Here is a 22,031-nt window from a genome sequence, read left to right as displayed (position 1 = left end):
CCTACAGATCCAGTTCGTAACGCTTGATGAAGTCGCGATCCGGCTGGATTCCCAGTCCCGGCTTGTCGGGGATCGCGACATAGCCGCCCGATGCCTTGACCTGCCCCTGAATATCCAGCGGTTCGATCAGCAAATCGTCGCGGAACTTGTTGTCGGTGGTGTCGAATTCCAGCATCGGCTCCCACGGGAACAGGCCGCCGGGAAGCGCGGGCATCGCGGCCAGCAGATGCAGGTTCGTGGTGACCGCCACGGCGGACCCCCAGACATGGTTCACGACCGGCGTGAAATGCGCATGGCACAACGCAAGGACGCGCAGGTATTCGCTGATGCCGCCGATGGCGCAGACCTCGGGCTGGGCGATGTCCAAACCGCGGTTCTCCAGGATCTGACGCCAGCCCCACCGATTGAATTCGGCCTCGCCGCCCGAGATGTTGACCCGCAGCCCGGCGCGCAATTCGCGATAGCCGTCCAGATCCTCGGGCGCGACCGGCTCTTCGAACCAATAGGCGTCCAGTTCCTCAAGCGCGCGTCCGACATAGAAGGCATCGGCGGTCGTGTAACAGTGATTGGCGTCCGCCATGAAGCGAAAGCCCTCGCCCACGCCGTCGCGCACGGCCTGCGCCAGTTTGACGTCATCGCGCGGACCAAGGCCCAGCTTCATCTTGGTCGCGGCGAACCCCATGTCCCGAATGGCGGCAGCCTCGTCGCGGAAGCGGGCGACATGATCGTTCAGGCTTTCGCGCTTCAGCATCATGCCATAGCCATAGGCAGGCACCCTGTCGCGATGCGCCCCGCCGATCAGCATGTGGATCGGCAGGCCCGCCACCTGCCCCGCGATGTCCCACAGCGCGATATCGACGCCGGACAGGGATTGCATCGGCATCCCCTTCTGCCCGTGATCGCGCAGCAGGTTATAGACCTTGTGCCAGATCACGTCGCGATCCATCGGATCATCGCCAAGGATCATCGGCTGGATGACCTTTTCGACGATGCCCTTGTTCGCGACGGCCACATTGCCGGGACCGAAGCATTCGCCCCATCCGGTCACGCCCTCATCGGTGCGGATTTCGACCAGATGGGCGGTGCGCTTGTGGTAATATTGCTGGGAATAGCCCAGCTCGGACGGCAGGTCATATTGCAGCACATGGCTGATGACGTGGGTGATCTTCATGGGGTCATGTCCTCAGGAATGCGCGCCATTGGCCCGCGTGATGCGTTTCAGGACGAGGTAGTCGTGCAGCGCCAAGGGCGAGCAGTCATGCCCGATGCCCGACTGCCCGAAACCGCCATGCGGCAGGTCGATGTCGTACTTGACGCCGTTGATCTGGATCTCGCCATAGCGCAGGGCAGCCGCGTGACGTTCGGCAAGCGCCAGATCGCGGGTGAAGACAAAGGCCGTCAGCCCGCCCTCTTCACAATCATTGGCCTTGGCGATCAGGTCGGTATCGTCGTCGAACGGGATGATCGAGATGATCGGCCCGAAGGTCTCCTGCCGATAGACGTCCATGTCCTCGGTCACATTGCCCAGAACCGTCGGCGCGATGAAAAAGCCGCGATCAAGCTGGGCGGGTCGATCCCCACCTGCCAGCAGTGCCGCACCCTTGTTCCATGCGTCCCCGATCAGCGCCTTCATGCGGGCAAATGCCTTGGCATTGATGACCGGGCCGGTGGTGATATCGGCATCCCGGTCCCAACCGACCTTGGCCGATTTCGCCCGCGCCGCCGCCTTGGCCGAGAAGTCGTCCAGCACATCGCGATGAACAAAGACGCGGTTCGGCGACACGCAGATCTGCCCGGCATTGTTGAACTTGATGCCGCACAGCGTATCGACCGCGACATCCAGATCGGCATCGGGAAAGACCAGCGCGGGCGCGTTTCCACCCAGCTCCATCGAGTATTTCTTGATGCTGGTCGCGCCGGTCCGCATGATGTGCTGGCCGGTCGCGGTCGACCCGATCAGCGTCAGCACTGCCGGGATGGTCGATGCCGACAGCGCATCCGCCACGTCATAGCTGGCGGTCGCGATGATCTGGACCGCGCCCTTGGGCAGGCCGATCCGGTGGCACAGCTGCCCGACCGCATAGGCCGAAATCGGCGTGTCGTTGGAGGGCCGGATGATGACGGGGCATCCCGCAGCCATGGCCGGACCGATCTTGAAAGCCAGATTCAGCAGCGGAAAGTTCCAGGCCAGAAAGGCCACGGCCACGCCCGCGGCCTCGTGGACCATGCGGTGCGTGTGGGTGCCCGCCCGATCGGCCAGCCCGTAATCATGCAGCCGTGCGATTTCCTCGGCGTAATAGCCCAGAGAGTTGCGCAGGCTGTCGAAATCTTCTTGCGTGGCGGCCCATGACTTACCCATCTCGTGATGGATGCACAGGCGCAGATACTCTTCGTTCGCGATCACTTCGTCGCGCAGCCTCAGCATCCAGCGCTGTCGTTCGGCGATCGGCAGGCCGGACCATTCGGGAAAGGCATCGCGCGCGCATTCCAGTGCCGCCTGCACATCGTCCGGCCCCGCCGCGGCAACGGTTGCCACATGCGTTTCGGTCGCCGGGTTCAGAACGTCCAGCGTCGCCTGACCGTCGGTCAACCGGCCGCCCATATACATCTGTGTCGGGAATTCCATCGTGATCCTCAGTCGAAGAGAGTGGCGATATTCGCCTTGATCCGGTCGCCGACATACAGCGCCAGCGCCTGGATGGTTGATGTCGGATTGACCGCGCCTGCCGTGACGAAGATCGAGCCGTCGACGATGAACAGGTTCTTCACATCGTGGCTGCGTCCCCATTCGTTGACGACCGAGCGTTGCGGATCCACGCCCATGCGGCAGGTCCCCAGCTGATGCCAGCCCGCGCGCCACCAGACGCCATCGCCGTCGCCCTTGGACAGGATGCGCGCCGCCCCGGCGGCGGTCAGCAATTCGGCGGCGCGGGCCTCGCCATGTTTCAGCATCGCGCGCGTATTCTCGCCCAGACGGTAATGCACGCGCGGGGCGGGAATGCCGTCGCCATCCGTCAGGTCGGGGTCCAGGGTGACGCGGTTCTGTTCCTCGGGCAGGTCCTCGGCCACCACGGTCAGGCTGGCGATATTGGGATAGACCTCGTCCATCATCCGCCTGTGCGCGGCCCCCCAGGGGATCGGCTTGTCGATGCCATAGCCGCCAAGCGCGAAGGTCATCGGCGTCGTCGATCGTCCGGAATGCAGCCCGTAACCCCGCAGGAAGCCGCGCGACGGATCGCTTTCATAGAATTCCTGGCTGAGGATGGAACAGGCCATCGGGCCTTCATGGCCGTGCATCGGTTCGTCAAAGACGCCCGACACGCCGGTCAGCGGATGAAACATCAGGTTGCGCCCGACCTGACCCGACCGGTTTGCCAGCCCGTCGGGAAACTCGGCCGAGGTCGAATTCAGCAGCAGGCGCGGTGTGCCGATGCCGTTGCAGGCCAGAATGACCATCTCGGCCTGCTGCCGGTGCAGCTGCCCGTCGGCGCCGTGATACAGCACGCCGGTGGCAAGACCCGTGGCCGGATCGACCAGGATCTCGCGCACGCGCGATCTTGTCCGCAGCTCGACCCCGGCGCGTTCCAGCATCGGCCAATAGGTGAAATTGGTTCCGCCCTTCGCGCCGGCCGCACAGCCCAGATCACAGGTGCCGGCATTGACGCATTTCTGCCGCCCATCGTGATCGCGGCTGAGGATCGCCACATCCGAGGGCCACCAATGCCAGCCCAGTTCATTGAACCCCTGCGCAAGACGCCGGCCAAGCCGTCCCATCGGGATGGGGGGCAATTCGGGTTCGTAATCGGGATAGGCCGGGTTGCCGCCCAGTCCCGAAACGCCCGTGTTGCGGTCGTTCACCTGAAAGAAAGGCTCCAGCGTGGCATAGTCGATCGGCCAGTCCTCGGCGACGCCGTCCAGACTGCGGGCGCGGAAATCCGATGGTTTCATGCGCGGCCAGTGGCCCAGGAAATTGATTGTCGAACCGCCCACGCCGTTCCAGTTCACCGGCGCGATGCAGCTGTCCTCGACATTGATCGGATAGTCCTGCGGTTGCCGGCGCACATTCGGATCGCAGGAAAAATCGGAATAGCGGGCCAGTTCGTAATCCGCGCGGCGGCTGGCAAAGGCATCATCCGGCAGGTGGTCGCCCTGTTCCAGACACAGGATCCGCATGCGCGTTTCCAGCAGCGACCATGCGATCGCGGCACCCGAGGCGCCCGCGCCGATGATCAGGACGTCAACCGGTTCATTCGTCATGGTCACCTCCGTGGTCGCGATAGATCCTGCCGCGCCGACGCACCGGCGCGGTCAGACTGTCGATGGTCGCGGCATCTTCCGGCTGCACGGCATAGCCCCCCGGATGGACCGGATGGGCCCCCACCCCGAACAAGGGCCTGAGCGCGGGCTGGCCGTAATAGCCGATATAAACCAGCCGCAGAAACCGCGCGAAGATGTCGGGCATCTCGGTCTCGACCCAGGCCAGGGCCTGTTCGCGCCGGGTGTCGGAAAGACCGGCGAATTCCGGGGCCAGCTGCGCCACTGCCGTCATGATCGTGGCGACGACCTGTTGCGGATCGGGGTCGAAGGCCGAAGCGTTGCCTAGGAATTCCTCGACGCCCACCTCGCCGCCACCCGGGACCGACCGTGACGGTTGGGCGGGGATAAGGCAGTTCAGCACAAGGTTCAGCATGTCGTTCATCCCTGCCCCCTATCTGCCTTGGCCCGCAGGACGCGAAACGGCATCCAGCGCCACGGCCAGCAGCAGGATCGCCCCCGAAAACATCAGCTTGTCCGCCGCGCTTGCGCCCGACAGGTCCAGTCCGTTTCCAAGCGAGCCGATGACAAGCGCCCCGAGGATCGCGTTCCAGACCGATCCGCGCCCGCCAAACAGCGAGGTTCCCCCGATGACCGCCGCGCCGATGCTTTCCAGCAGCAGCGAACCGCCCGCAAAGGCCGTGTAGGACACCGAGCCATAGCGCGAGGCACCGAAGATGCCGCCGACCGCCGCCATGATGCCGACGATGGCGAAGGCCGCGACGCGGATGCGGCGCACATTCATGCCGACGCGCCGCGCGCTTTCGGCATTTCCGCCCACCGCGAAGATCGAACGACCAAAGGGCGTCGATGTCGTCACCCAGCCAAGTGCCGCCGTGATCGCCACAAGCAACAGGATCAGCAGTGGAACCGAGCGATAGGCGTTCAGCGTCAGCACCGCGCCGAACAGCAGGGTCGCGACCATCGCGATCTGCCCCCAGACGGCAATCGGGCTGTCCTGTTCCAGACCGGCCTCGCGCCGCCGATGCTGTCGCCGCAGCGACAGCGCGATCATCCCCGCGACGATCAGCGCGGCAATCGCCAGCCCCAGCATGTCGGGCACAAGAATCCGCGAGATTCCGCGCAGGAACGGATCGTCGATATTCAGGTTGCCGGTCGGCAGGATCTTCTGCATCAGCCCCTGAAAGCCCAGAAGCCCCGCAAGCGTGACGACAAATGACGGGATGCCGACATATGCGATCAGCATGCCCTGCGCCGCCCCCATCACGGCCCCGACCGCGATGACGATCACGCAGGCCGCCCAACCCGGCAGCCCGGCCAGGACCAGCACGCCCAATAGCGCCGCACAGACCCCCGCCGTCGCCGCAGCGGACAGGTCGATATCACCCAGCAGCAGGACGACGGTGATCCCCACCGCCAGCGTCGCGATCACCGCCGATTGCATGAACAGGTTGTAGATGTTGCGCGGGCTGAGAAAGATCAGCCGCAGGTTCTGGGCCTCGGGCGTGGTCAGATAGTCCCACAAAGGCAGGGCCAGACCAAAATATCCCCAGATCGCGGCAAGCGCGAACAGGACCGGGGCGAAGGCGCCGAAACGGCTTTGACGCAGGATGCGCAGACGATCCGACATCCCCAGAAAGGCGCTATCCTGCACGGCCCACCTCCTTTTCCAGACCTCGGGTCATGGCGACCACGATCTCATCGGGGGTCGTGTCCTGCGTACGCCAGGTGGCAACATTCGCGCCGTGGCGCAGAACGCAGATGCGGTCCGACACCTCGAAAATGTCGCGCATGTTGTGCGAGATGTAGATGACGGCGTGGCCGGTCTCGCGCAGGCGCTTGACCACGTTCAGAACCTGCCGGGTCTGTGCCACACCCAGGGCGGCGGTCGGTTCGTCCAGCATCACGACACTGCTGTCGGCCCCCACCGCCCGGGCGATGGCGATGGCCTGCCGCTGACCGCCAGACAGGCCGCCGACCTGCGCGCGGACAGATTTCAGCGTCCGCACCTGCAACTGGTCGATGGCGCGCTTCGCCTTGACCTCCATCCGCAGATCGTCGATGGGCCGCAGCAACCGGGGCAGAAACCCGAAACCCGGGCGAACGGGCTCGGCCCCCAGGGACAGGTTGGCGGCGACGTCCAGGTTCTCGCACAGGGCAAGATCTTGATAAACGATCTGGATACCCAACGCGGCGGCGTCCTTCGGCCCGCCGACATGAACCTGTTGCCCGTCCAGATGGAAGGTGCCCGCATCGGCGACATGCGCCCCCGCCAACACCTTCATCAGCGTCGATTTTCCCGCACCGTTATCGCCGACCAGAGCCATCACCTCGCCGCGCGCGACCTCGAAATCGACGCCGCGCAGCGCGTGGACACCGCCGAAATGCTTGTGAATGCCACTGACCCGCAGATGCGCGCGATCCCCGGCGCCGGTGGGCGGGGCGGTGGGCGGGGCCTGATGCCCCGCCGTGGTTGTGCTTGCTGTCATCATGCCGGCCTCAATCGGCACAGAAATCGGTCTTGGCGGCTTCGCCCTGACAGACCATGTCCCGGCTGACCGAGGGGTCGTTCTCGATCACATAGGCGACACCTTCGGCGCCCACTGCCGAGTAGCTGTCGACCGGGACGAAATTGACCGTCGCACCGACCCCGTTCGTGACTGTGGCCGTGGCCAGATCCGAATAATCCTGCTCGTTCATCAGGCGCACCGCGACCTCGGCGGCGGCACCGCCCATTTCATGCAGGGGCCGCCAGCCGCATTGGGTCTGCTTTCCAAGCAGCATCAGCTGTTGCGCCTGAACCGTGCAATCCAGCCCCGACACCGGGACCGTGCCCGCCATCCCCTGTTCTTCCATCGCCTCGATGGCCGCACCTGCATTGCCGTCATTCGACGACACCACGCCCTGCAGGTCGTTGTTCAGCTGCGTCAGCGCCTGATCCATCGACCGGCGGGCGATCGCGGGATCCCAGCCGGGCGTCCAGTTTTCATATCCCAGCTTGCGGGCGCCGCTGTCGAACAGGGGTTGCAGGACCGACATCTGCCCATCGGCGATCACGGCGGCGTTGGGATCGGTGGGCGAGCCCTTCAGCATCACCAGCGTGTCGCCGTCGGCGGTGTTGTCGATGACGTGCTGCGCCTGCGCGGCACCGGTCGCGAACATGTCGGCCTGCACCCAGAACTTCGTGTTGGCCGAATTGATCATGCGGTCATAGGCGATGGTCGGCACGCCCTCTTCGGCGGCAAGATCGGCAATGATGGCCGAACTGTCGCCGTCGATCGGGGTGACGACCAGCACCCTGGCACCCTGGGTCAGGGCCTGTTCGGCCTGCCGCTGCTGGACGGAGCTGTCGTTATTGGCGTTGAACACCTCGACCGAGACGTCGGGCGCGATTTCCTTCATCCGGGCGACGAAGGCCGCCGCGTCCTGCTGTTCCCAACGCGGGTTCACGTTCTCGGGCAGCAGCAGTGCCACCATATCCTGGGCAGATGCGCTCAGTGGCATGGCCATCATGCAACCTGCCGTCAGCAGTGCCTTTTGATGCAGTTTTCTCATGGTTCTCCCCTCCCATTGGTCGCCGCGGCTATGCGCACGGCATCACTTGGCAATGTGGCTGCCCGCAGGGCGCCATTTCCGGGGCCGCAAAGAACATGCGGCACCTGTCATGTCCGTCATTGCCCGGACATGTTCTGCGATTTGATCGGTTATCCCTGGGGGCGGGATCTCTCCCTTACTTCGCCGCCCCGCCGAAGCCCGGCACCAGCGCCGAAAGTCTTTCGCTGGTGTCGATCAGATGACGTTCCATCGCCTGTTCCGCCGCGCTTGCGTCACGGGCAAGGATCGCTGCCAGCAGATCGCGGTGGAATGGCAGCGACTTCCTGTTCTGTTCGGGATCCGCATTGGTCAGTCGGATCGACCCCAGCAGCGCCGAGAAGATCACCCCCTCGAGCGCCAGAAGGAATTCGTTGTTGGTGGCCCGCAGGATGGCCTGATGAAACAGCGCATCCGCGACGGCGAAATGTTCGCTGGACCGTTGCTCCTGATCCATCTTGTCCTGCGCTGCCTTGATCGCGGCCAGCTGTTCGTCCGTTCCGCAGCGTGCGGCCAGGGCCGCGGCCTTGGGTTCGATGATGCGCCGCATGTCCATCAGCTGGCGCAGCGTGGCGGGCTTGGGCTCGGCCGCGAGGTGCCAGGCAAGCACGTCATCATCCAGAAGCGCCCAGTGGCTGCGCGACCGGACCTTGGTGCCGATGCCGCGACGAACCTCCAGCAGGCCCTTGCCGACCAGAAGCTTGACCGCTTCGCGCACCACGGATTTGCTGACGCTGAAGCGGGACGACAGCGTGCCCTCATCCTCGATCAGCGCACCCTCGTCGTAATAGCCACCGACGATGCGGCGGCCCATCTCGCGGCACAACTGCGTGACCAGGCTGGGGGCCAGCGTCGGGGCATCCTTGAGGTTGTAATACAGAATCTCGTTCATAGGACCAATTTAAACATCAGATGTTTGAAGTCAACAGATTTGATTACTGCGGGTGCCGGTGCTGTTCAGCGGCATCGCGCCCGTCGATATAGCTGCCAACAGGCGGGTGGTGGCCCGGTCCGGCCAGCCAGTCACCCTGCGCGTCCATCCAGTCGAACAGCCGACAGCGCAGCCGCCAACGCGCATCCTGATAATCTGGGTGGTCAGCCAGGTTCACACGTTCGTGCGGATCGAGGTCCAGATCATACAGCTCTTCGATGTCATGCGGGCTCCAGGCATATTTAAGGCGCGTTTCGCGAATGCCGCGAAAGCGGAACTGACGCCCCTGATAGGCATCATAGACATAATACACCTCTTGCGCGGCGCTGTTCCAGAAACTGCGCCCCTCCTCGTCGCCGGACAGCAAATCGGCCGCGCCGGCGCGTTCGATGACGGTCGGGAAAAGATCGTGAAAACTGACATGGTTCCGACGTGTGTCGGGCGTGCCGGCAGGGTCGCGCAGGATCATCGGAATGCGCATCACCTCTTCGTAGAAGAACGGACCCTTGTCGAACCAGCCATGCGCACCCAGCATCTCGCCATGATCGGCGGTAAAGCCAAGAACCGTCCTATCGTCCAGCCCCTGTTCCGTCATCGCCCGACGCAACCTGCCGAACATGTCGTCGATATAGCTGCAAAAACCCCAGTAATGTTGCGTGGTGCGCCGCCAGTCTGCCGGGGTCATGTGCGATGTGTCCTGACAGGGCCAGTAGAACGCGCCCTGCGCCGCCGGTTTGCCCGTCTCACTGAACTGGGGGGCAAAGTTTGGGGGCATGTAATCATCGGGAAGATCGTCATAAAGATTGACGAAACGCTGTGGAACGTGATGCGGGAAATGCGGCCCGTGAAGACAGACGACCAGGCAGAAGGGCTGGTCATCCGCGCCCAGTTCGGCCAGCTTCGCGATCGCCGCCTCGACCCGCTGTTCGTCCAGAGGAACCCCTTGCGCGACAGTGGCGTAATAGGGCGATTTACCGCCTTCGGCCAGCTCGACGGGGGCGGTCTGCATCAATTCGGTATCGCCACCATCGCTTAGCTGAACATCGGTGATCCCCCGCTGCAGCAGCGTCCGGTCGCCCAGATGCCATTTCCCGATGAAGGCGACGCGGTAACCACCATCCTGCAACCTTTCCAGATAGGTGCGCTGCGCCGGATGCAGCTTGCCATGCGGATAGAAGGACCGGCCCTGCACATTGTCCATCGTGCCGTGCTGATGGGGCAGCTTGCCGGTGAACAGGCTGGCACGCGCGGGCGTGCATAACGGCACGGTCGTGAAAGCGTTCGGCAGATTTGTCGCCTCGTCCATGAAGCGGCGCAGATTGGGCAGCTTTGCGGGATGACCGGGTTGGTTCAGCGTGTCCCAGCGCCACTGATCGGTGATGAACAGAACGATATTCTTGCGATCCGACATGGGCGTGCCTTCCTTCCAGCAGCAGGTTTGATGCACATACAACAATATTTCACGCTCGATGTTAATAAAATAATGTACGATTTGTGAAAAAGGTGGTAGAGGTTCCGCAAGATCATCAGAGGAACGCCCCCATGTCCCATCAAAGCGCGCTTGCCACCCCCCTTGTCACAGGCCGGGACTGCGCTGCCGACATCGCGCGGATCGAGGCGCTGCCAGTCCGCGTGGGCGGCCGAAACCAGCTTCTGGTCCGCATCGAGACGGTGGACGGGCTGGTGGGCTGGGGCGAGTCGGGGCTTTCCTCGCGCGAAGATGCCGTCAGCGCGGTGATCGCCGATTTCGCGCGGTTTCTAAGGGGGCAGGATTCGCGTCGCATCGGGCGGATCTGGCAAGAGACATATCGAAGCCAGTATTTCGAGGGTGGCCGCGTGCTGACCGCTGCCATTTCTGCCATCGATATTGCCCTTCATGACCTGCTGGGCAAGCGACTGGACGTTCCGGTCCATCAACTTCTGGGGGGCAAGCAACGCGATGTCGTCCCGACATTCGCCAGCTTTCTTGCGGCAGATACCGAACAGGCGCTGGCCGATACCGCCACGCTGGTCGCGGCCGGATGGGATTGCGTGCGGATCTATCCCGAGGGCTTTGACAGCGAAATCTTCGATCCCCGCGCCTCGTTGGCACCGACCGCACGGACGCTGACCGCGCTGCGCGGCGCCTTTCCGAAACTGTGTCTGGGGATCGACCTTCATTCACGCTATAGCCCGGCAGAGATCGCAAGCCTTGCCGGCATGATGCCGCCCGGCACCGTCGATTTCCTGGAAGAGCCGATCCGGTCGGAAAACCCCGATGCCTATGCGGCGCTGCGAAGGCTGACCACGATTCCCTTCGCGATCGGCGAGGAATTCGCCTCGAAATGGCAGGCGCAGCCCTTTATCGAACGGCACCTGACCCAATACATGCGGCTGGACATCTGCAATATCGGCGGCTTCACCGAGGCGATGAAGGTCGCTGCCTGGTGCGAAACGCATTACGTTGATCTGATGCCGCACAATCCGTTGGGACCGGTCTGCACGGCGGCCAGTGTCCATATGTCGGCCGCCGTGCCGAATTTCAGCTGGCTGGAAACCCGGCAATCCCCGGTCGAGCATCTTGGCTTTCACGACAAAAGGCTGTTCCCGAAGCAGGTCGAATTGCAGGGGGCGGTCTATCCCGTGCCAGACAGTCCCGGCCTTGGCATCGAAATTGACGAGGCCGCGTTGCGCGCGACCCGGCCCCTGCCCGTCGAATGCCCGCATCTGCGCCGGCCCGACGGCTCGGTCACGAACTGGTAGGCATGGGGGACATATCGCATGGATCATGAATTCGTCGGGATCGATTGGGGAACCAGCAGCTTTCGCCTGTGGGTGATGGACAGGACGGGGGCGGTTGTCGCGGAACAATGCGGGCCGCATGGAATGGGCAGCCTTCGTCCCCAGGACTATGCCCCGCTTCTGGAACGCACGCTGTCGGATCTGGGCCTGCCCGCGACCGCACCGGTCGTGATCGCAGGCATGGCAGGCGCGGCGCAGGGCTGGTGCGAGGCGCCCTATCGCGACATTTCCGAGGCCGGGCGCGACCCCGCATCGGGTGCGGTCCGCATGGATGGTCCGCGACCCGTCTGGATCCTGCCGGGGCTGAAACAGTCCAGCCCGGCGAATGTGATGCGGGGCGAGGAAACGCAGATTTCCGGTTTCCTGGCCCTGCGACCCGGCCACAATGGGGTCCTGTGCCTGCCCGGCACGCACAGCAAATGGGTGCGCTTGCAAGACGGCGCGATCAGCAATTTCCAGACCGCAATGACCGGCGAGGTTTTCGCCCTGATCGCCAACAAGTCCGTGCTGCGCTTTTCGGTCAGTACCGAAGGAACCGACATGGCAGCCTTCGACGCCGGGGTGCGGCAGGCGCTGGACGAACCGCGCGGGATCGCGATGCGATTGTTCAGCCTGCGCGCCGAAGGGTTGCTGGGCGACCTGAACCCGGTCAGCGCCGGAAGCCGCCTGTCGGGCATGCTGATCGGAACCGAAATCGCAGCGGTCGCCGCATCCCTGGACGACATTCCGGTCGGGCTGATCGGGGCGGCCGGGCTGACGGCGCTTTATCGCCGCGCACTGGCCCTGACCGGGCATGAGGGCCAGTGCCACGACGCAGGCGCATTGACCCGGGCCGGGCTGCGCGCGGCATTTCGGGCGCTTGACCGCTCATGCGCGGCCTAGGGCGACGTCCCCGCAGGGATCAGGTCGGAGGCGCGTCATAGACGACGCGAAACCCGGTATGGGCGCTGGTGCTGTCGGGGGTGTTGCCGGTCCGTGCGGCGATGCGATAGCGGTGGCAATAGCTTTGGTGGCACAGAAACGACCCGCCCTTCAGCAACCGCCTGCCCTGCGCGGCGGCATTCATGCGCCGGGCGGTCACGCTGGCAGACCGGATGCGAAACGGCTCGGCCGTCCATTCCCAGACATTGCCGACCATCTGATGCAGCCCATATCCATTCGGCGCAAAGGACAGAACCGGCGCGGGTCCGACCCAGCCGTCGGCACCGGTATCATGGGTGGGAAAGCGACCCTGCCAGATATTGCAGGGCTGAAAATCGTCGTCATCGGGATGCCGATCGCCCCAAGGATAATGCACATCGCCCAGCCCGCCCCGCGCGGCATGTTCCCACTCGATCTCTCGTGGAAGGCGTCCGCCCGCCCAGGCGGCAAAAGCCGTCGCATCTTCGTGGCCCAGATGGGTCGCGGGCATCTCGTCTTTCGCCGGGGCGCCGTCCGGCCCGCAAGGATGGTGCCAGCTGGCACCGTCGATCCGGCGCCACCATTCCAATCCCTCGACGCCCAATGTTCCCTCGGCGCCGCCGGGCACATGGCTGTGAAAGACAAAGGACCAGCCCAGTCGTTCCGCGATGGTGACATATCCCGTCGCCGCCACGAATTCGCGGAACTGAGCGACGCTGGTTGCGCCCCGCTCCCACCACAAGGGCCGGATCGTGCGGCGCTGGGGGTTTCCCTCGCCATCCGCCGCGATCAGCGGCCGTGCCGTGCCCAGTTGCGCCTTGCCCCCCGGCACCGGCACGCAGTCGCGCCGATGCCGTCCCGTGGTCCCGGTCAGATCGGCAGCGACATTGCACAGGGTCGCCGGCCCGCCGCCCTGCGGGGCTGACGGTGTGCAGCAGCCCTTCTCAGCCATGATCCCCCCGACCGCTGCGCGCCTGTTCGATCCGCAACTGATCGACCAGATGCCGTCCCGCATCACCGATATGGCGCGACAGGATTTCCTGCGATTTCGCGACATCCTGACGGCGCACCGCATCAATCAGTTCGCGATGTTCGCGCAAGATCGCCTCGCGTCGGCCAAGGGCGATGGGAACGCGCGTGCTGATCGCGCCCAGAATGCTGCGGTGCTGTTTCCACAATTCGACGGCGACACGGTTATAGTGGCGGTCATACATGTATTCGTGGAACGCGTTGTTCAGCGCGGTGTGCCGGGCCTTGTCGGCAAAGTTCAGGGCCTCGATCTCGGACTGGATCCGTTCAAGTTCCTGAATATCCTCGGCGCTGGCGGTTTCAACAAAGACCTTCAGCAGATAGGGCTCAAGCTGATAGCCGACCTCGGCGACGTCGCGGACGAAATCCATATCGATGGGCCGCACCCGCGCACCCTGATTCAGGGTGAACAGCACCAGTCCCTCGCCGCGCAACTGTTGCAGAACCTCGCGGATCGGGTTGGTCGAGGTGTTGTGCCGCTTGGCCAGTTCCGAGATCTTCAGCCTCTCGTTCGCGGCCAGCACACCCGACAGGATGTCATTGCGGATCCGTTCATAGATGGGCGCGGTGCCACCCTCGGTTTCGGCGGAAATCTCCATGGAACTGCGCTTGCTCATTCAGGGCCTCACTCGGGGGTCGGGACAGGCGGCACCATCGCAGGTTTACACACCATCAACGGCTATCCATACATTATATCAAAGGAATCACCTTATGGAACAACCTATCTGCGTGGATCAGGCACGGGCCGGATGCGGCGAGGGTCTGCTGTGGGACGACCGCGCGGGGCTGATCCGCTGGGTCGACATATCGGGCGAAAGGCTGCATGCGCATGACCCTGCGACGGGCAGCAACAGCAGCGTCGCGATGCCCTGCCTGATCAGCGCCCTGGCATTGCATCAGGACGGGGGGCTGCTGATCGCCACTGCGCACGGGTTGGGGTGCGTCGATGCCGATACCGGCAAGGTGGACATCCTTGGCCATCCCGAACCCGGCCTTGCCGGAAACCGGCTGAACGACATGGTGGCGGGGCCGGACGGGGCGTTGTGGCTGGGCACCATGTCCGAAGGGGCCAAGGCGCCGTCGGGCAGCCTGTATCGCAGCGCCGAAGCGGGATGGGACAGGCTGATGTCGGGCACGACCATTTCGAACGGGCTGGATGTCAGCCCCGATGGTCGGCGGCTTTACTTCATCGACAGCGTGCCGGGCAGCCTGCATTGCCATGAGGACGGCGCATGGCGCATCATCCGCAGCTTTGGCGACGATATCGGACGGCCCGACGGGATGTGCGTCGACCGCGACGGCAATCTGTGGATCGCGATCTGCGACCGGGGGCAAGTGATCGGGATGACCCCCGACGGCAAGCCCTTCGACTGCATCCAGCTGCCCTGCCAGATCGTGACCAATTGCTGTTTCGGAGGACCGGATCTGGACCGGCTGTATATCACCACCGGAACCTTCAGCATGACCGAGGCCGAAAAAAGCGCCAATCCATTGGCGGGCGGGCTGTTCGCCCTGCCCATGCCCGTGCGCGGCAAGCCCCCGCATCGTGTCCGCTGGACCGGATAAGGCTGTTGCGAATGGCCGGGATGGGTCTTGATCCAACCCGGCCGGATCGCCGGGGTTCAGCGGATACGCCCGCCCGTTTCCGTATCGAAGATCAAGGCGTGATCCGGGTCGAAACCGATCTGCAACATCCCGTCAACGATGGGCCTGTTCTGGCCGCGCAGTTCGACGATGACCGGCGTGTCCTGACCCTGATCGCTGGAATAGGCATAGCAGACGCCGCCCAGATCCTCCAGCACATCGACGCCAAGGCTGACGGCAACCGGTCCCTGCGGATCGAAATGTTCGGGCCGCAATCCCAGCGTGATCGCCTGACCGGGCGGGCACCGGGTTGCGACGGGAACCGCGACCGGCTGACTGGCAAGACGCGGCACCTCGACAAAGGCGTGGCCATCCGAATGGCTTACCACGCGACCCTCGAAGAAATTCATCCGCGGCGAGCCGATGAACCCCGCGACGAACAGATTGTCGGGATCGTGGTACAGATCGGTCGGCTTGCCTGCCTGTTCGATCCGACCATCGCGCAGGACGACGATCTTGTCGGCCATGGTCATCGCCTCGACCTGGTCATGGGTGACATAGACCATGGTCGCGCCAAGCTGCTTGTGCAGGCGGGCGATCTCGACCCGCATTTCGACCCTGAGTTCGGCGTCCAGATTGGACAGCGGTTCGTCGAACAGGAACACGTCGGGCTGACGCACGATGGCCCGCCCGATGGCCACGCGCTGACGCTGGCCGCCCGAAAGCGCCTTGGGCTTGCGATCCATATAGCGATCCAGCTTCAGGATGCGCGCCGCCTCGTCGACCTTCCGGGTGATTTCGGGCTTGGCCATGCGGCCGATCTTCAGGCCGAAGCTCATGTTTTCGCGCACGGTCATATGCGGGTAAAGCGCATAGGTCTGAAACACCATCGACACGCCGCGCTGCGCGGGATCGACATGGGTCACGTCGCGGTCGCCGATGGCCATGCGCCCGCCGGTCGTTTCCTCGAGGCCCGCGATCATGCGCAGAAGCGTGGACTTGCCACAACCGGACGGGCCGACGAACACGCAGAAATCGCCGTCATCGATCTGCAGGTCCACCCCGTGGATCACCTGCGTCGCGCCATAGCGCTTGATGACGTTGCTTAGTTCAAGTCCGGCCATCTCAGGCTCTCCTCGTATCGTTGACGCCCAAAAGCGATGACATCGCGCGGTCGGCGACCAGATCGCTGCCGTTCAGGGCCGAAGACGCATCCGACAGCAGGAACACGGCGGCGCGGCCGACCTCATCGACGGTGTTCACCTGATTGTCGGCCGACCACGACCGGAAATTCGCCGCATTGGCAGGGTCCTTCATCGCCTCGATCACGATCTCGGTCTGGGTCATGCCGGGCGACAGCGTGTTGGCGCGCACCCCGTTCGGGCCAAGCGACCAGGCCATCGCGCGCGTCATGGCGACGATGGCACCCTTGGTCGCGGCATAGGCTTCGTGGCCCGGATTGGTCGCATTGGCGTGGTTCGAGGCGATGTTCACGATCGCACCGCGCCCCGCCGCAGCCATGATCCGCCCCGCCGCCTGCGAGGCGACCAGAACCGAACGCTGGTTCACCTGCCACAGCATCTCGATCTGCCCGAGGGTCAGCTCCAGGAACGGCACGCGGATGGTCACACCCGCATTGTTCACCAGACCGTCCAGCCGCCCTGCCCGCGCATGGGCATCCTCGATCGCAGCGACCAGCGCATCGGGTTCCGCGACATCGACCCGGACAAATTCCGCGCCCAGTTCGGCCATCCGCGCCGCCCCGTCGGGGTTGCGGTCCAGCCCCGTCACCGCCGCGCCCGCAGCCCGCACCTGTCGGGCAATGCCCAGCCCGATGCCCGATGCGGCCCCCGTCACGATGACATGTTGTCCCTCGAGGTTCATTTGACTGCTCCTGCCGTCGAACCGGCCATGATCTTGCGTTGGAAGAAGGCGAACATCAGCAGCAGCGGAAGCGAGCCAAGCACGGCGGCCGGAAACAGCCGCGTCGGATCGATCCCGGTATTGCCGACGAACTTGTAGACCGCGATCATCACCGTCAGCTTGTCCTTGTCGGTCAGAAGCAGCAGCGGATAGATGAAGTCGTTCCAGACCATGATCATCACGAACAGCGACAGCGTCGCCGTGACCGGACCCAGCAGCGGGCGGATGACATGCCAGAAGATCTGCCAGTTGCTGCAATTGTCCAGCTTGGCGGCCTCTTCCAGTTCCAGCGGAATGGCCGCGATGAACCCGGTATAGAAGAACACCGCCAGCGGCATCTTCAGCGCCGCGAAGGCCAGAACGATCCCCAGATAGCTGTCAAGCAGGCCCAGATCGCGGAAGATGACGTAGATCGGCGTGATCGTGACGAAATTCGGCGTCGCCAGCCCAAGCGCCATGATCATCACGATGATCCGGCTGATACGCGATTTCATCCGTGCCAGCGGATAGGCCGCCATCGCTCCGGCCAGCACCACGATCAGGATCACCGACACCGTGATCGCCAGCGAATTCAGGACCGATCGGACATAGCCCATTTCCGACAGCGCCCGCATGTAATTGCCCCAATACAGGCTCTCAGGCAGGCCAAGCGGATTCTGCGCGATCTCGGTCGATGTCTTGAAGGACATCATGACCATGTAGACCAGCGGCAGCAGCATGATCAGCACCAGCACCAGCACCGCGCCATGAGCCAGCCCCGATTTCAGCCGCTTGCGCAACAGCACCGTGTCGAGGTTGCGGGCCTTGGCCGGATTGGCGGCATGTGTCGTCGCATCCATGGGATCACTCCTTCTCGGCCAGAAGCCGGTTCTGCACCAGCGCGACGACCAGAACGACGGCCAGCATTACGATGGACAGCGCCGAGGCGAAGCCGAACTTGTACTGGCCAAAGAGGTTGTCGATGATGTCGATCGACAGAAGGCGGGTCGCGCCATCGGGGCCGCCCTTGGTCAGGATGAAGGGCAGCTCGAAGGTCTTCAGCGTGCCGATGGTTGTCAGCATCACCGACACCGTGATCGACGGACCAAGCAGCGGCAGCTCCAGATAGCGGAACCGCTGCCAGGAACTTGCCCCCTCAAGGCGCCCGGCCTCACCGATCTCTTCGGGGATATTGGCGAAACCCGCCAGAAAGATGGCGCAGGTGAACCCGGTGAACATCCAGATCTGGACGAAGGCCACGGCATAAAGCGCGATATCGGGATCGCCCAGCCAGTTCTGTTCGATCCAGCCCAACCCAAGATCGCGCAGCGCCACGTTGATGCCGCCATTGATCGGCGAATAGAGAAACTGCCAGACATAGCCCACGACCACGAAGGACATCATCGCAGGCGTGTACAGTGCCGCGCGGCTGAAATTGCGGATCGCGGGCAGCCGATGCAGCATGGCCGCAAAGAACAGCCCCGTGACCGTCAGCGCCGAAACGACGATGACCGTGTACCACAGCGTCAGCCAGATTTCGTCCAGATAGCGGTCGCGGGTGAAGATCCGTTCATAGTTGCGCCACCCGATATCCTTTGCCTCGCCGATGCCCTTGAAGCTGGTCAGGCTCATGTCGAAGGTCAGGATGACCGGATGGACGAAGAACAGCACCAGCACGATCAGCGCAGGCAAGCTGAACAGGTACAGATTATAACTTCTTCGCATGGCGTTTCCCCTTCGTCCCGGACCGTCAGAGACTGTCCTCGACCGCATCGTCCCAACGCTGCAGCGTGTCCTCGTTCGGATCATCCAGGTTCAGCAGGAAACCCGTCAGGCTGTCTTCCCATTCGGGCTGCAGGGCCTTTGGAAATTCCAGCGTCGAGAAGGGCCACAGGATCGCGCTGCCCGCATCACGGGCGGCGGTGTAGGATGCGGCCAGTTCGGGCATCTGCGTCTCGGCCCCCTCATAGGGGCTGTAGGCATTTTCGGCCTGAAGGAAGATCGCAAGATTTTCCGGCTTGGCAAAGAAATCGACCCAGGCCCGTGCTGCATCTGCATGTTCGGCGTCGCGCGGAATGGCCCAGCCCGGACCGACCAGATCCAGCGCGACCCCCTTATCGGAAAAACCCGACGGCATGGGCGCAAACTGGAAGTTCAGGCCCTCGACCTGCTGAAAACTGCCGATATTCCACGCGCCTTGCGGCAGGATGGCGACATTGCCCGACCGGAACTCCTGCGGGGCGGTCGCCCAGGGGTCCAGACCGGCCTGCAGTTCGGGATCGAAGCATTGCGCATCGACCAGCGCGCGCACCCGGTCCAGCGCTTGGTTGAAGCTGGCATCCTCGACAAAGCGGTCATCGCCCGCCCCAAGTGCGGCCGCGTTGCCGGCGGCCGGATCGATCCCGTTCGCGCCCACGAACAGCATGGCCGAGAACCCGCCCGAGAAGATCATCGGACTGATCCCCTGTTCCGCCAATGCCCCGCAGGCCGCGGTCAGTTCGTCCAGCGTCACGGGCGGCGTCTGGATGCCCGCCTGGGCAAGCAGGTCCATGTTGACGAAATTGCCCATGCCGATGATTTCCAAAGGCTGGGTCAGCATCGCACCATCCAGTTCCAGAACCTCGCGCACCTCGGGCTTCATGCGCTGAACCCAGTCGGCATCGGTACCAAGATCCGTCAGGAAGCCTGCCTCGCCCCACAATTTGTTCAGGGCGCTGTCGACCATGGTGACATCGGGCGGGTTTCCCGACTGCAGGCGCGGCGGAATGACCTTGTCGATATCCTTGCGCGCGACGAAAGTCAGATCCACCGTGATCTCGGGGTGTTCGGCCTCGAACTTCTCGATCAGCTGCGGCATCCCCGCAGGCTCGGCTTCGTTGCCCTTCCAGGCCACGACATCCAGAACGATCTGGGCATGGGCCGCGGTTCCGGCAAGCAGCGCGAACAGGGTCGTGGACAACAGATTGCGTGTCATGATCTCTCCTCCGTTTGGCAGGATCGTACATTATTTCTTTACTTTGTACACAATAATCTGCTTATCACTGATCGAGAACGGCGCCGCGGCGTGCCATCCTTGATGTAAAGGGCAAGTTTCATGGCGAAGAAACCCAATGTCATCCTGATCACCACCGATCAGCAAAGGGGCGACTGCATCGGCCCGGAAGGCCGTGGCGTCATCACCCCCAACATGGATCAAATCGCGCAACGGGGCGTGCGCTTTCGCACCTGCATCACCCCGCATCCGATGTGTCAGGCGGCGCGCGCCTCGATCCTGACGGGCAAGCTGCCCTACAGCCACGGCGTCCGCGACAACGGGCGCGATCTGGACGAGGCCTTGGCCGAACAGGGGCTGGGCGGCACGTTCACCGCGGCGGGCTATGCCACCCATTTCATCGGCAAGGCGCATCTGTCCAGCCAGCAGACCTTCCACCCCACGGGTCGGCCCGAATGCTATCAAAGCGCCGCGGATTTCGGGCCCGACTGGACCGGCAGCTATATGGGGTTTCAGGATGTACAGCTGATGCTGCGGCCCCATCACCACACGAAATGGTCCGCCCCCCCGGAATCGCTGCATTATGAAGACTGGCTGCATCAGGACGGACAAGGCGGCGCACGCTGGCAACGCGCGAAGGACCGCCTTGAACCGGACACCGCCCATTTTCAGGCATGGCGGTCAGGGCTGGACAAGGAATGGCACAGCACCGAATGGATCGGGGACCGCGCGGTCAGGATGGTGCAGGACAAGGGCGATCGGCCCCTCATGGCCTGGATATCCTTTCCCGATCCGCACCCGCCCTTCCTGTCGCCGCGCCCCTGGTGCGACATGTATGACGACACGCCCGTCACCATCGCCAAGCATCCCGAACTGGATCTTGACCGCCGACCATGGTGGCACCGCGCCTTTGTCGAGGATCGGGCGAAGCCCATCAAGCAAGGTGCCGAACACAATGCCGGCGGCATCGATTGGGGCCAGAAGGGCGAGCTGACCGAACAGGCGCTGCAAGACCTGACGCGCATCTATTTCGGCATGATCAGCGCCGTGGACCATCAGATCGGGCGCATCCTCGACACGCTGGAACAACAGGGCGAGCTGGACAACACGATCATCGTCTTTACCAGCGATCACGGGGAATGGCTGGGCGATCACGGCCTGCTGCTGAAGGGGCCGATGCTGTATGACGGGTTGCTGCGGGTGCCCTGCATGATTTGCGGCCCCGGCGTCGCGGCGGGCCAAGTGCTGGACGATCCGGTTGGCACGATCGACATTCTTGCCACCCTGGCCGATCTTGCCGGGATCACCGCTGCGCCGTCGCATGGCAGATCATGGCGCGGCCTGTGGGAAGGGCGCGAGACACGCGAATTCGCCCTGTCGGAATACGAGGTCGATGCCTGCCGATCAGCCGTGGACATGGACCTGATGACGGTCCGCAGCCGCCGCTATCGCATGTCGGTCGACATGCGCACCATGACGGGTGAGATGTATGATCTGCAGGACGATCCCGATGAAATGACGAACCTTTTCGACGATCCCACCCATCGCGACCTGCGCGAAGATCACCTGCGCATGATCCGCACGCGCCCCGATGACATGATCCCCGTGTCGCCGCGCGTCGGCTGGCATTAGCGACGAAAAAACCTCGGCTGCGGCGCCGGGACCGGCCCGCAGCCATCCGGCGCCTTTGTGTTCGTCATTCGCCTTACCCTTGTCCTTTCCATGGGACGAGTTTTTGTTCTGCGAGTCTCATGATGACGTCGATTGCGTAGCCGATGATTCCGATGAGGATGATGCCCATCAGGACGATGTCGGTCAGCTGGAACTTGGAGGCTGCGATGATCATCATGCCGGCGCCCTTCTGGGCCGCGACCAGCTCGGCGGCCACCACCGTGCCCCAGCACACCCCCATCGCCACCCGCGCCCCGGTAAAGATCTCGGGCAGCGAATTGGGCAGGATCACGTGCCGCAGCAATTGCCATTTCGACGCCCCCAGCGAATAGGCCGCGTGCACCTTGGTGATGTTCACCCCCGACACGCCCGCCC

The 22,031-nt window shown here is 63.7% G+C and carries 20 protein-coding genes and 2 pseudogenes; 4 read left to right on the top strand and 18 right to left on the bottom strand.

All coding sequences use genetic code 11. From position 1 onward, the window contains the following. Position 1: 1 nt before the first annotated feature. The 9 genes from BMX67_RS17955 to BMX67_RS17915 form a co-directional block, all read right to left on the bottom strand. Positions 2-1,171: a mandelate racemase/muconate lactonizing enzyme family protein gene (locus tag BMX67_RS17955; protein WP_090737888.1), complete on the bottom strand. Its 1,170-nt coding sequence runs from the start codon at positions 1,169-1,171 to the stop codon at positions 2-4. 12 nt (positions 1,172-1,183) lie between these two features. Then, positions 1,184-2,626, bottom strand: coding sequence for an aldehyde dehydrogenase family protein (locus BMX67_RS17950; protein ID WP_090737886.1), 1,443 nt, complete (start codon positions 2,624-2,626; stop codon positions 1,184-1,186). Positions 2,627-2,634: 8 nt separating this feature from the next. Continuing rightward, a complete protein-coding gene (locus tag BMX67_RS17945) occupies positions 2,635-4,257 on the bottom strand; it encodes a GMC family oxidoreductase (RefSeq protein ID WP_090737884.1) in 1,623 nt (540 codons plus the stop codon). Further along, on the bottom strand, positions 4,247-4,699 hold the full coding sequence (locus BMX67_RS17940; protein ID WP_090737882.1) for a hypothetical protein: 453 nt from the start codon (positions 4,697-4,699) through the stop codon (positions 4,247-4,249). Before BMX67_RS17940 ends, BMX67_RS17945 begins: the two co-directional genes overlap by 11 nt. Positions 4,700-4,708: 9 nt before the next feature. Then, positions 4,709-5,929: a sugar ABC transporter permease gene (locus BMX67_RS17935; protein ID WP_245739514.1), complete on the bottom strand. Its 1,221-nt coding sequence runs from the start codon at positions 5,927-5,929 to the stop codon at positions 4,709-4,711. Beyond that, the gene (locus tag BMX67_RS17930) at positions 5,919-6,764 is read right to left on the bottom strand and encodes an ATP-binding cassette domain-containing protein (protein WP_090737933.1); all 846 of its coding nucleotides are present in this window, start codon (positions 6,762-6,764) and stop codon (positions 5,919-5,921) included. The genes BMX67_RS17935 and BMX67_RS17930 overlap by 11 nt, the downstream gene beginning before the upstream one ends. 10 nt (positions 6,765-6,774) lie before the next feature. Next, on the bottom strand, positions 6,775-7,830 hold the full coding sequence (locus BMX67_RS17925) for an ABC transporter substrate-binding protein (protein WP_090737880.1): 1,056 nt from the start codon (positions 7,828-7,830) through the stop codon (positions 6,775-6,777). A gap of 175 nt (positions 7,831-8,005) precedes the next feature. Then, the gene (locus BMX67_RS17920; protein WP_090737878.1) at positions 8,006-8,758 is read right to left on the bottom strand and encodes a FadR/GntR family transcriptional regulator; all 753 of its coding nucleotides are present in this window, start codon (positions 8,756-8,758) and stop codon (positions 8,006-8,008) included. A 43-nt stretch (positions 8,759-8,801) separates the two neighbouring features. Next, complete coding sequence (locus BMX67_RS17915) at positions 8,802-10,208, bottom strand: sulfatase-like hydrolase/transferase (protein ID WP_090737876.1); 1,407 nt, start codon at positions 10,206-10,208, stop codon at positions 8,802-8,804. Positions 10,209-10,339: 131 nt separating this feature from the next. On the opposite strand from BMX67_RS17915, the gene BMX67_RS17910 reads away from it, so the two are divergent. Both BMX67_RS17910 and BMX67_RS17905 read left to right on the top strand, forming a co-directional pair. Beyond that, positions 10,340-11,539, top strand: coding sequence for a mandelate racemase/muconate lactonizing enzyme family protein (locus BMX67_RS17910; protein WP_090737873.1), 1,200 nt, complete (start codon positions 10,340-10,342; stop codon positions 11,537-11,539). 18 nt (positions 11,540-11,557) lie between these two features. Beyond that, on the top strand, positions 11,558-12,460 hold the full coding sequence (locus BMX67_RS17905) for a 2-dehydro-3-deoxygalactonokinase (RefSeq protein ID WP_090737871.1): 903 nt from the start codon (positions 11,558-11,560) through the stop codon (positions 12,458-12,460). A gap of 19 nt (positions 12,461-12,479) precedes the next feature. Here the strand turns inward: BMX67_RS17905 and BMX67_RS17900 are convergent, their stop codons facing one another. Together BMX67_RS17900 and BMX67_RS17895 are read right to left on the bottom strand one after the other, a co-directional pair. Further along, a complete protein-coding gene (locus tag BMX67_RS17900) occupies positions 12,480-13,430 on the bottom strand; it encodes an SUMF1/EgtB/PvdO family nonheme iron enzyme (protein ID WP_090737869.1) in 951 nt (316 codons plus the stop codon). Beyond that, positions 13,423-14,124 carry a GntR family transcriptional regulator gene (locus tag BMX67_RS17895; RefSeq protein ID WP_090737867.1) on the bottom strand — a complete coding sequence of 234 codons (702 nt, stop codon included), beginning with the start codon at positions 14,122-14,124 and terminating at the stop codon, positions 13,423-13,425. Before BMX67_RS17895 ends, BMX67_RS17900 begins: the two co-directional genes overlap by 8 nt. 94 nt (positions 14,125-14,218) lie before the next feature. Here BMX67_RS17895 and BMX67_RS17890 point away from each other — a divergent pair, with 94 nt between their 5' ends. Next, on the top strand, positions 14,219-15,073 hold the full coding sequence (locus BMX67_RS17890; RefSeq protein WP_175479970.1) for an SMP-30/gluconolactonase/LRE family protein: 855 nt from the start codon (positions 14,219-14,221) through the stop codon (positions 15,071-15,073). A gap of 56 nt (positions 15,074-15,129) precedes the next feature. Here the strand turns inward: BMX67_RS17890 and BMX67_RS17885 are convergent, their stop codons facing one another. Genes BMX67_RS17885 through BMX67_RS17865 form a run of 5 tightly spaced genes read right to left on the bottom strand, consistent with a single transcriptional unit; the run spans position 15,130 to position 19,967 of the window. After that, positions 15,130-16,215: an ABC transporter ATP-binding protein gene (locus BMX67_RS17885; RefSeq protein ID WP_090737863.1), complete on the bottom strand. Its 1,086-nt coding sequence runs from the start codon at positions 16,213-16,215 to the stop codon at positions 15,130-15,132. 1 nt (position 16,216) lies between these two features. Further along, positions 16,217-16,975, bottom strand: coding sequence for an SDR family NAD(P)-dependent oxidoreductase (locus BMX67_RS17880; RefSeq protein WP_090737861.1), 759 nt, complete (start codon positions 16,973-16,975; stop codon positions 16,217-16,219). Beyond that, a complete protein-coding gene (locus tag BMX67_RS17875; protein WP_090737859.1) occupies positions 16,972-17,853 on the bottom strand; it encodes a carbohydrate ABC transporter permease in 882 nt (293 codons plus the stop codon). The genes BMX67_RS17880 and BMX67_RS17875 overlap by 4 nt, the downstream gene beginning before the upstream one ends. Before the next feature lie 4 nt (positions 17,854-17,857). Beyond that, a complete protein-coding gene (locus BMX67_RS17870; protein ID WP_217645906.1) occupies positions 17,858-18,718 on the bottom strand; it encodes a carbohydrate ABC transporter permease in 861 nt (286 codons plus the stop codon). A 25-nt stretch (positions 18,719-18,743) separates the two neighbouring features. Beyond that, complete coding sequence (locus BMX67_RS17865) at positions 18,744-19,967, bottom strand: ABC transporter substrate-binding protein (RefSeq protein WP_090737855.1); 1,224 nt, start codon at positions 19,965-19,967, stop codon at positions 18,744-18,746. Positions 19,968-20,087: 120 nt separating this feature from the next. Here BMX67_RS17865 and BMX67_RS17860 point away from each other — a divergent pair. Continuing rightward, positions 20,088-21,536, top strand: a pseudogene (locus tag BMX67_RS17860) (sulfatase family protein); the annotation flags it as partial. On the opposite strand, the pseudogene BMX67_RS20085 reads toward BMX67_RS17860, so the two are convergent. Both BMX67_RS20085 and BMX67_RS17855 read right to left on the bottom strand, forming a co-directional pair. Then, positions 21,502-21,663: pseudogene (locus BMX67_RS20085) on the bottom strand (hypothetical protein); the annotation flags it as partial. The pseudogenes BMX67_RS17860 and BMX67_RS20085 overlap by 35 nt on opposite strands. Before the next feature lie 27 nt (positions 21,664-21,690). Beyond that, the coding region (locus tag BMX67_RS17855) for an ABC transporter permease subunit (RefSeq protein ID WP_139206574.1) at positions 21,691-22,031 on the bottom strand (341 nt) is incomplete at its 5' end.

Source organism: Paracoccus homiensis, from assembly GCF_900111675.1.
Taxonomy (GTDB): Bacteria; Pseudomonadota; Alphaproteobacteria; order Rhodobacterales; family Rhodobacteraceae; genus Paracoccus; species Paracoccus homiensis.
Note: the sequence above shows the minus strand (reverse complement) of the source record. Positions and strands in the feature narration are given on the sequence as shown.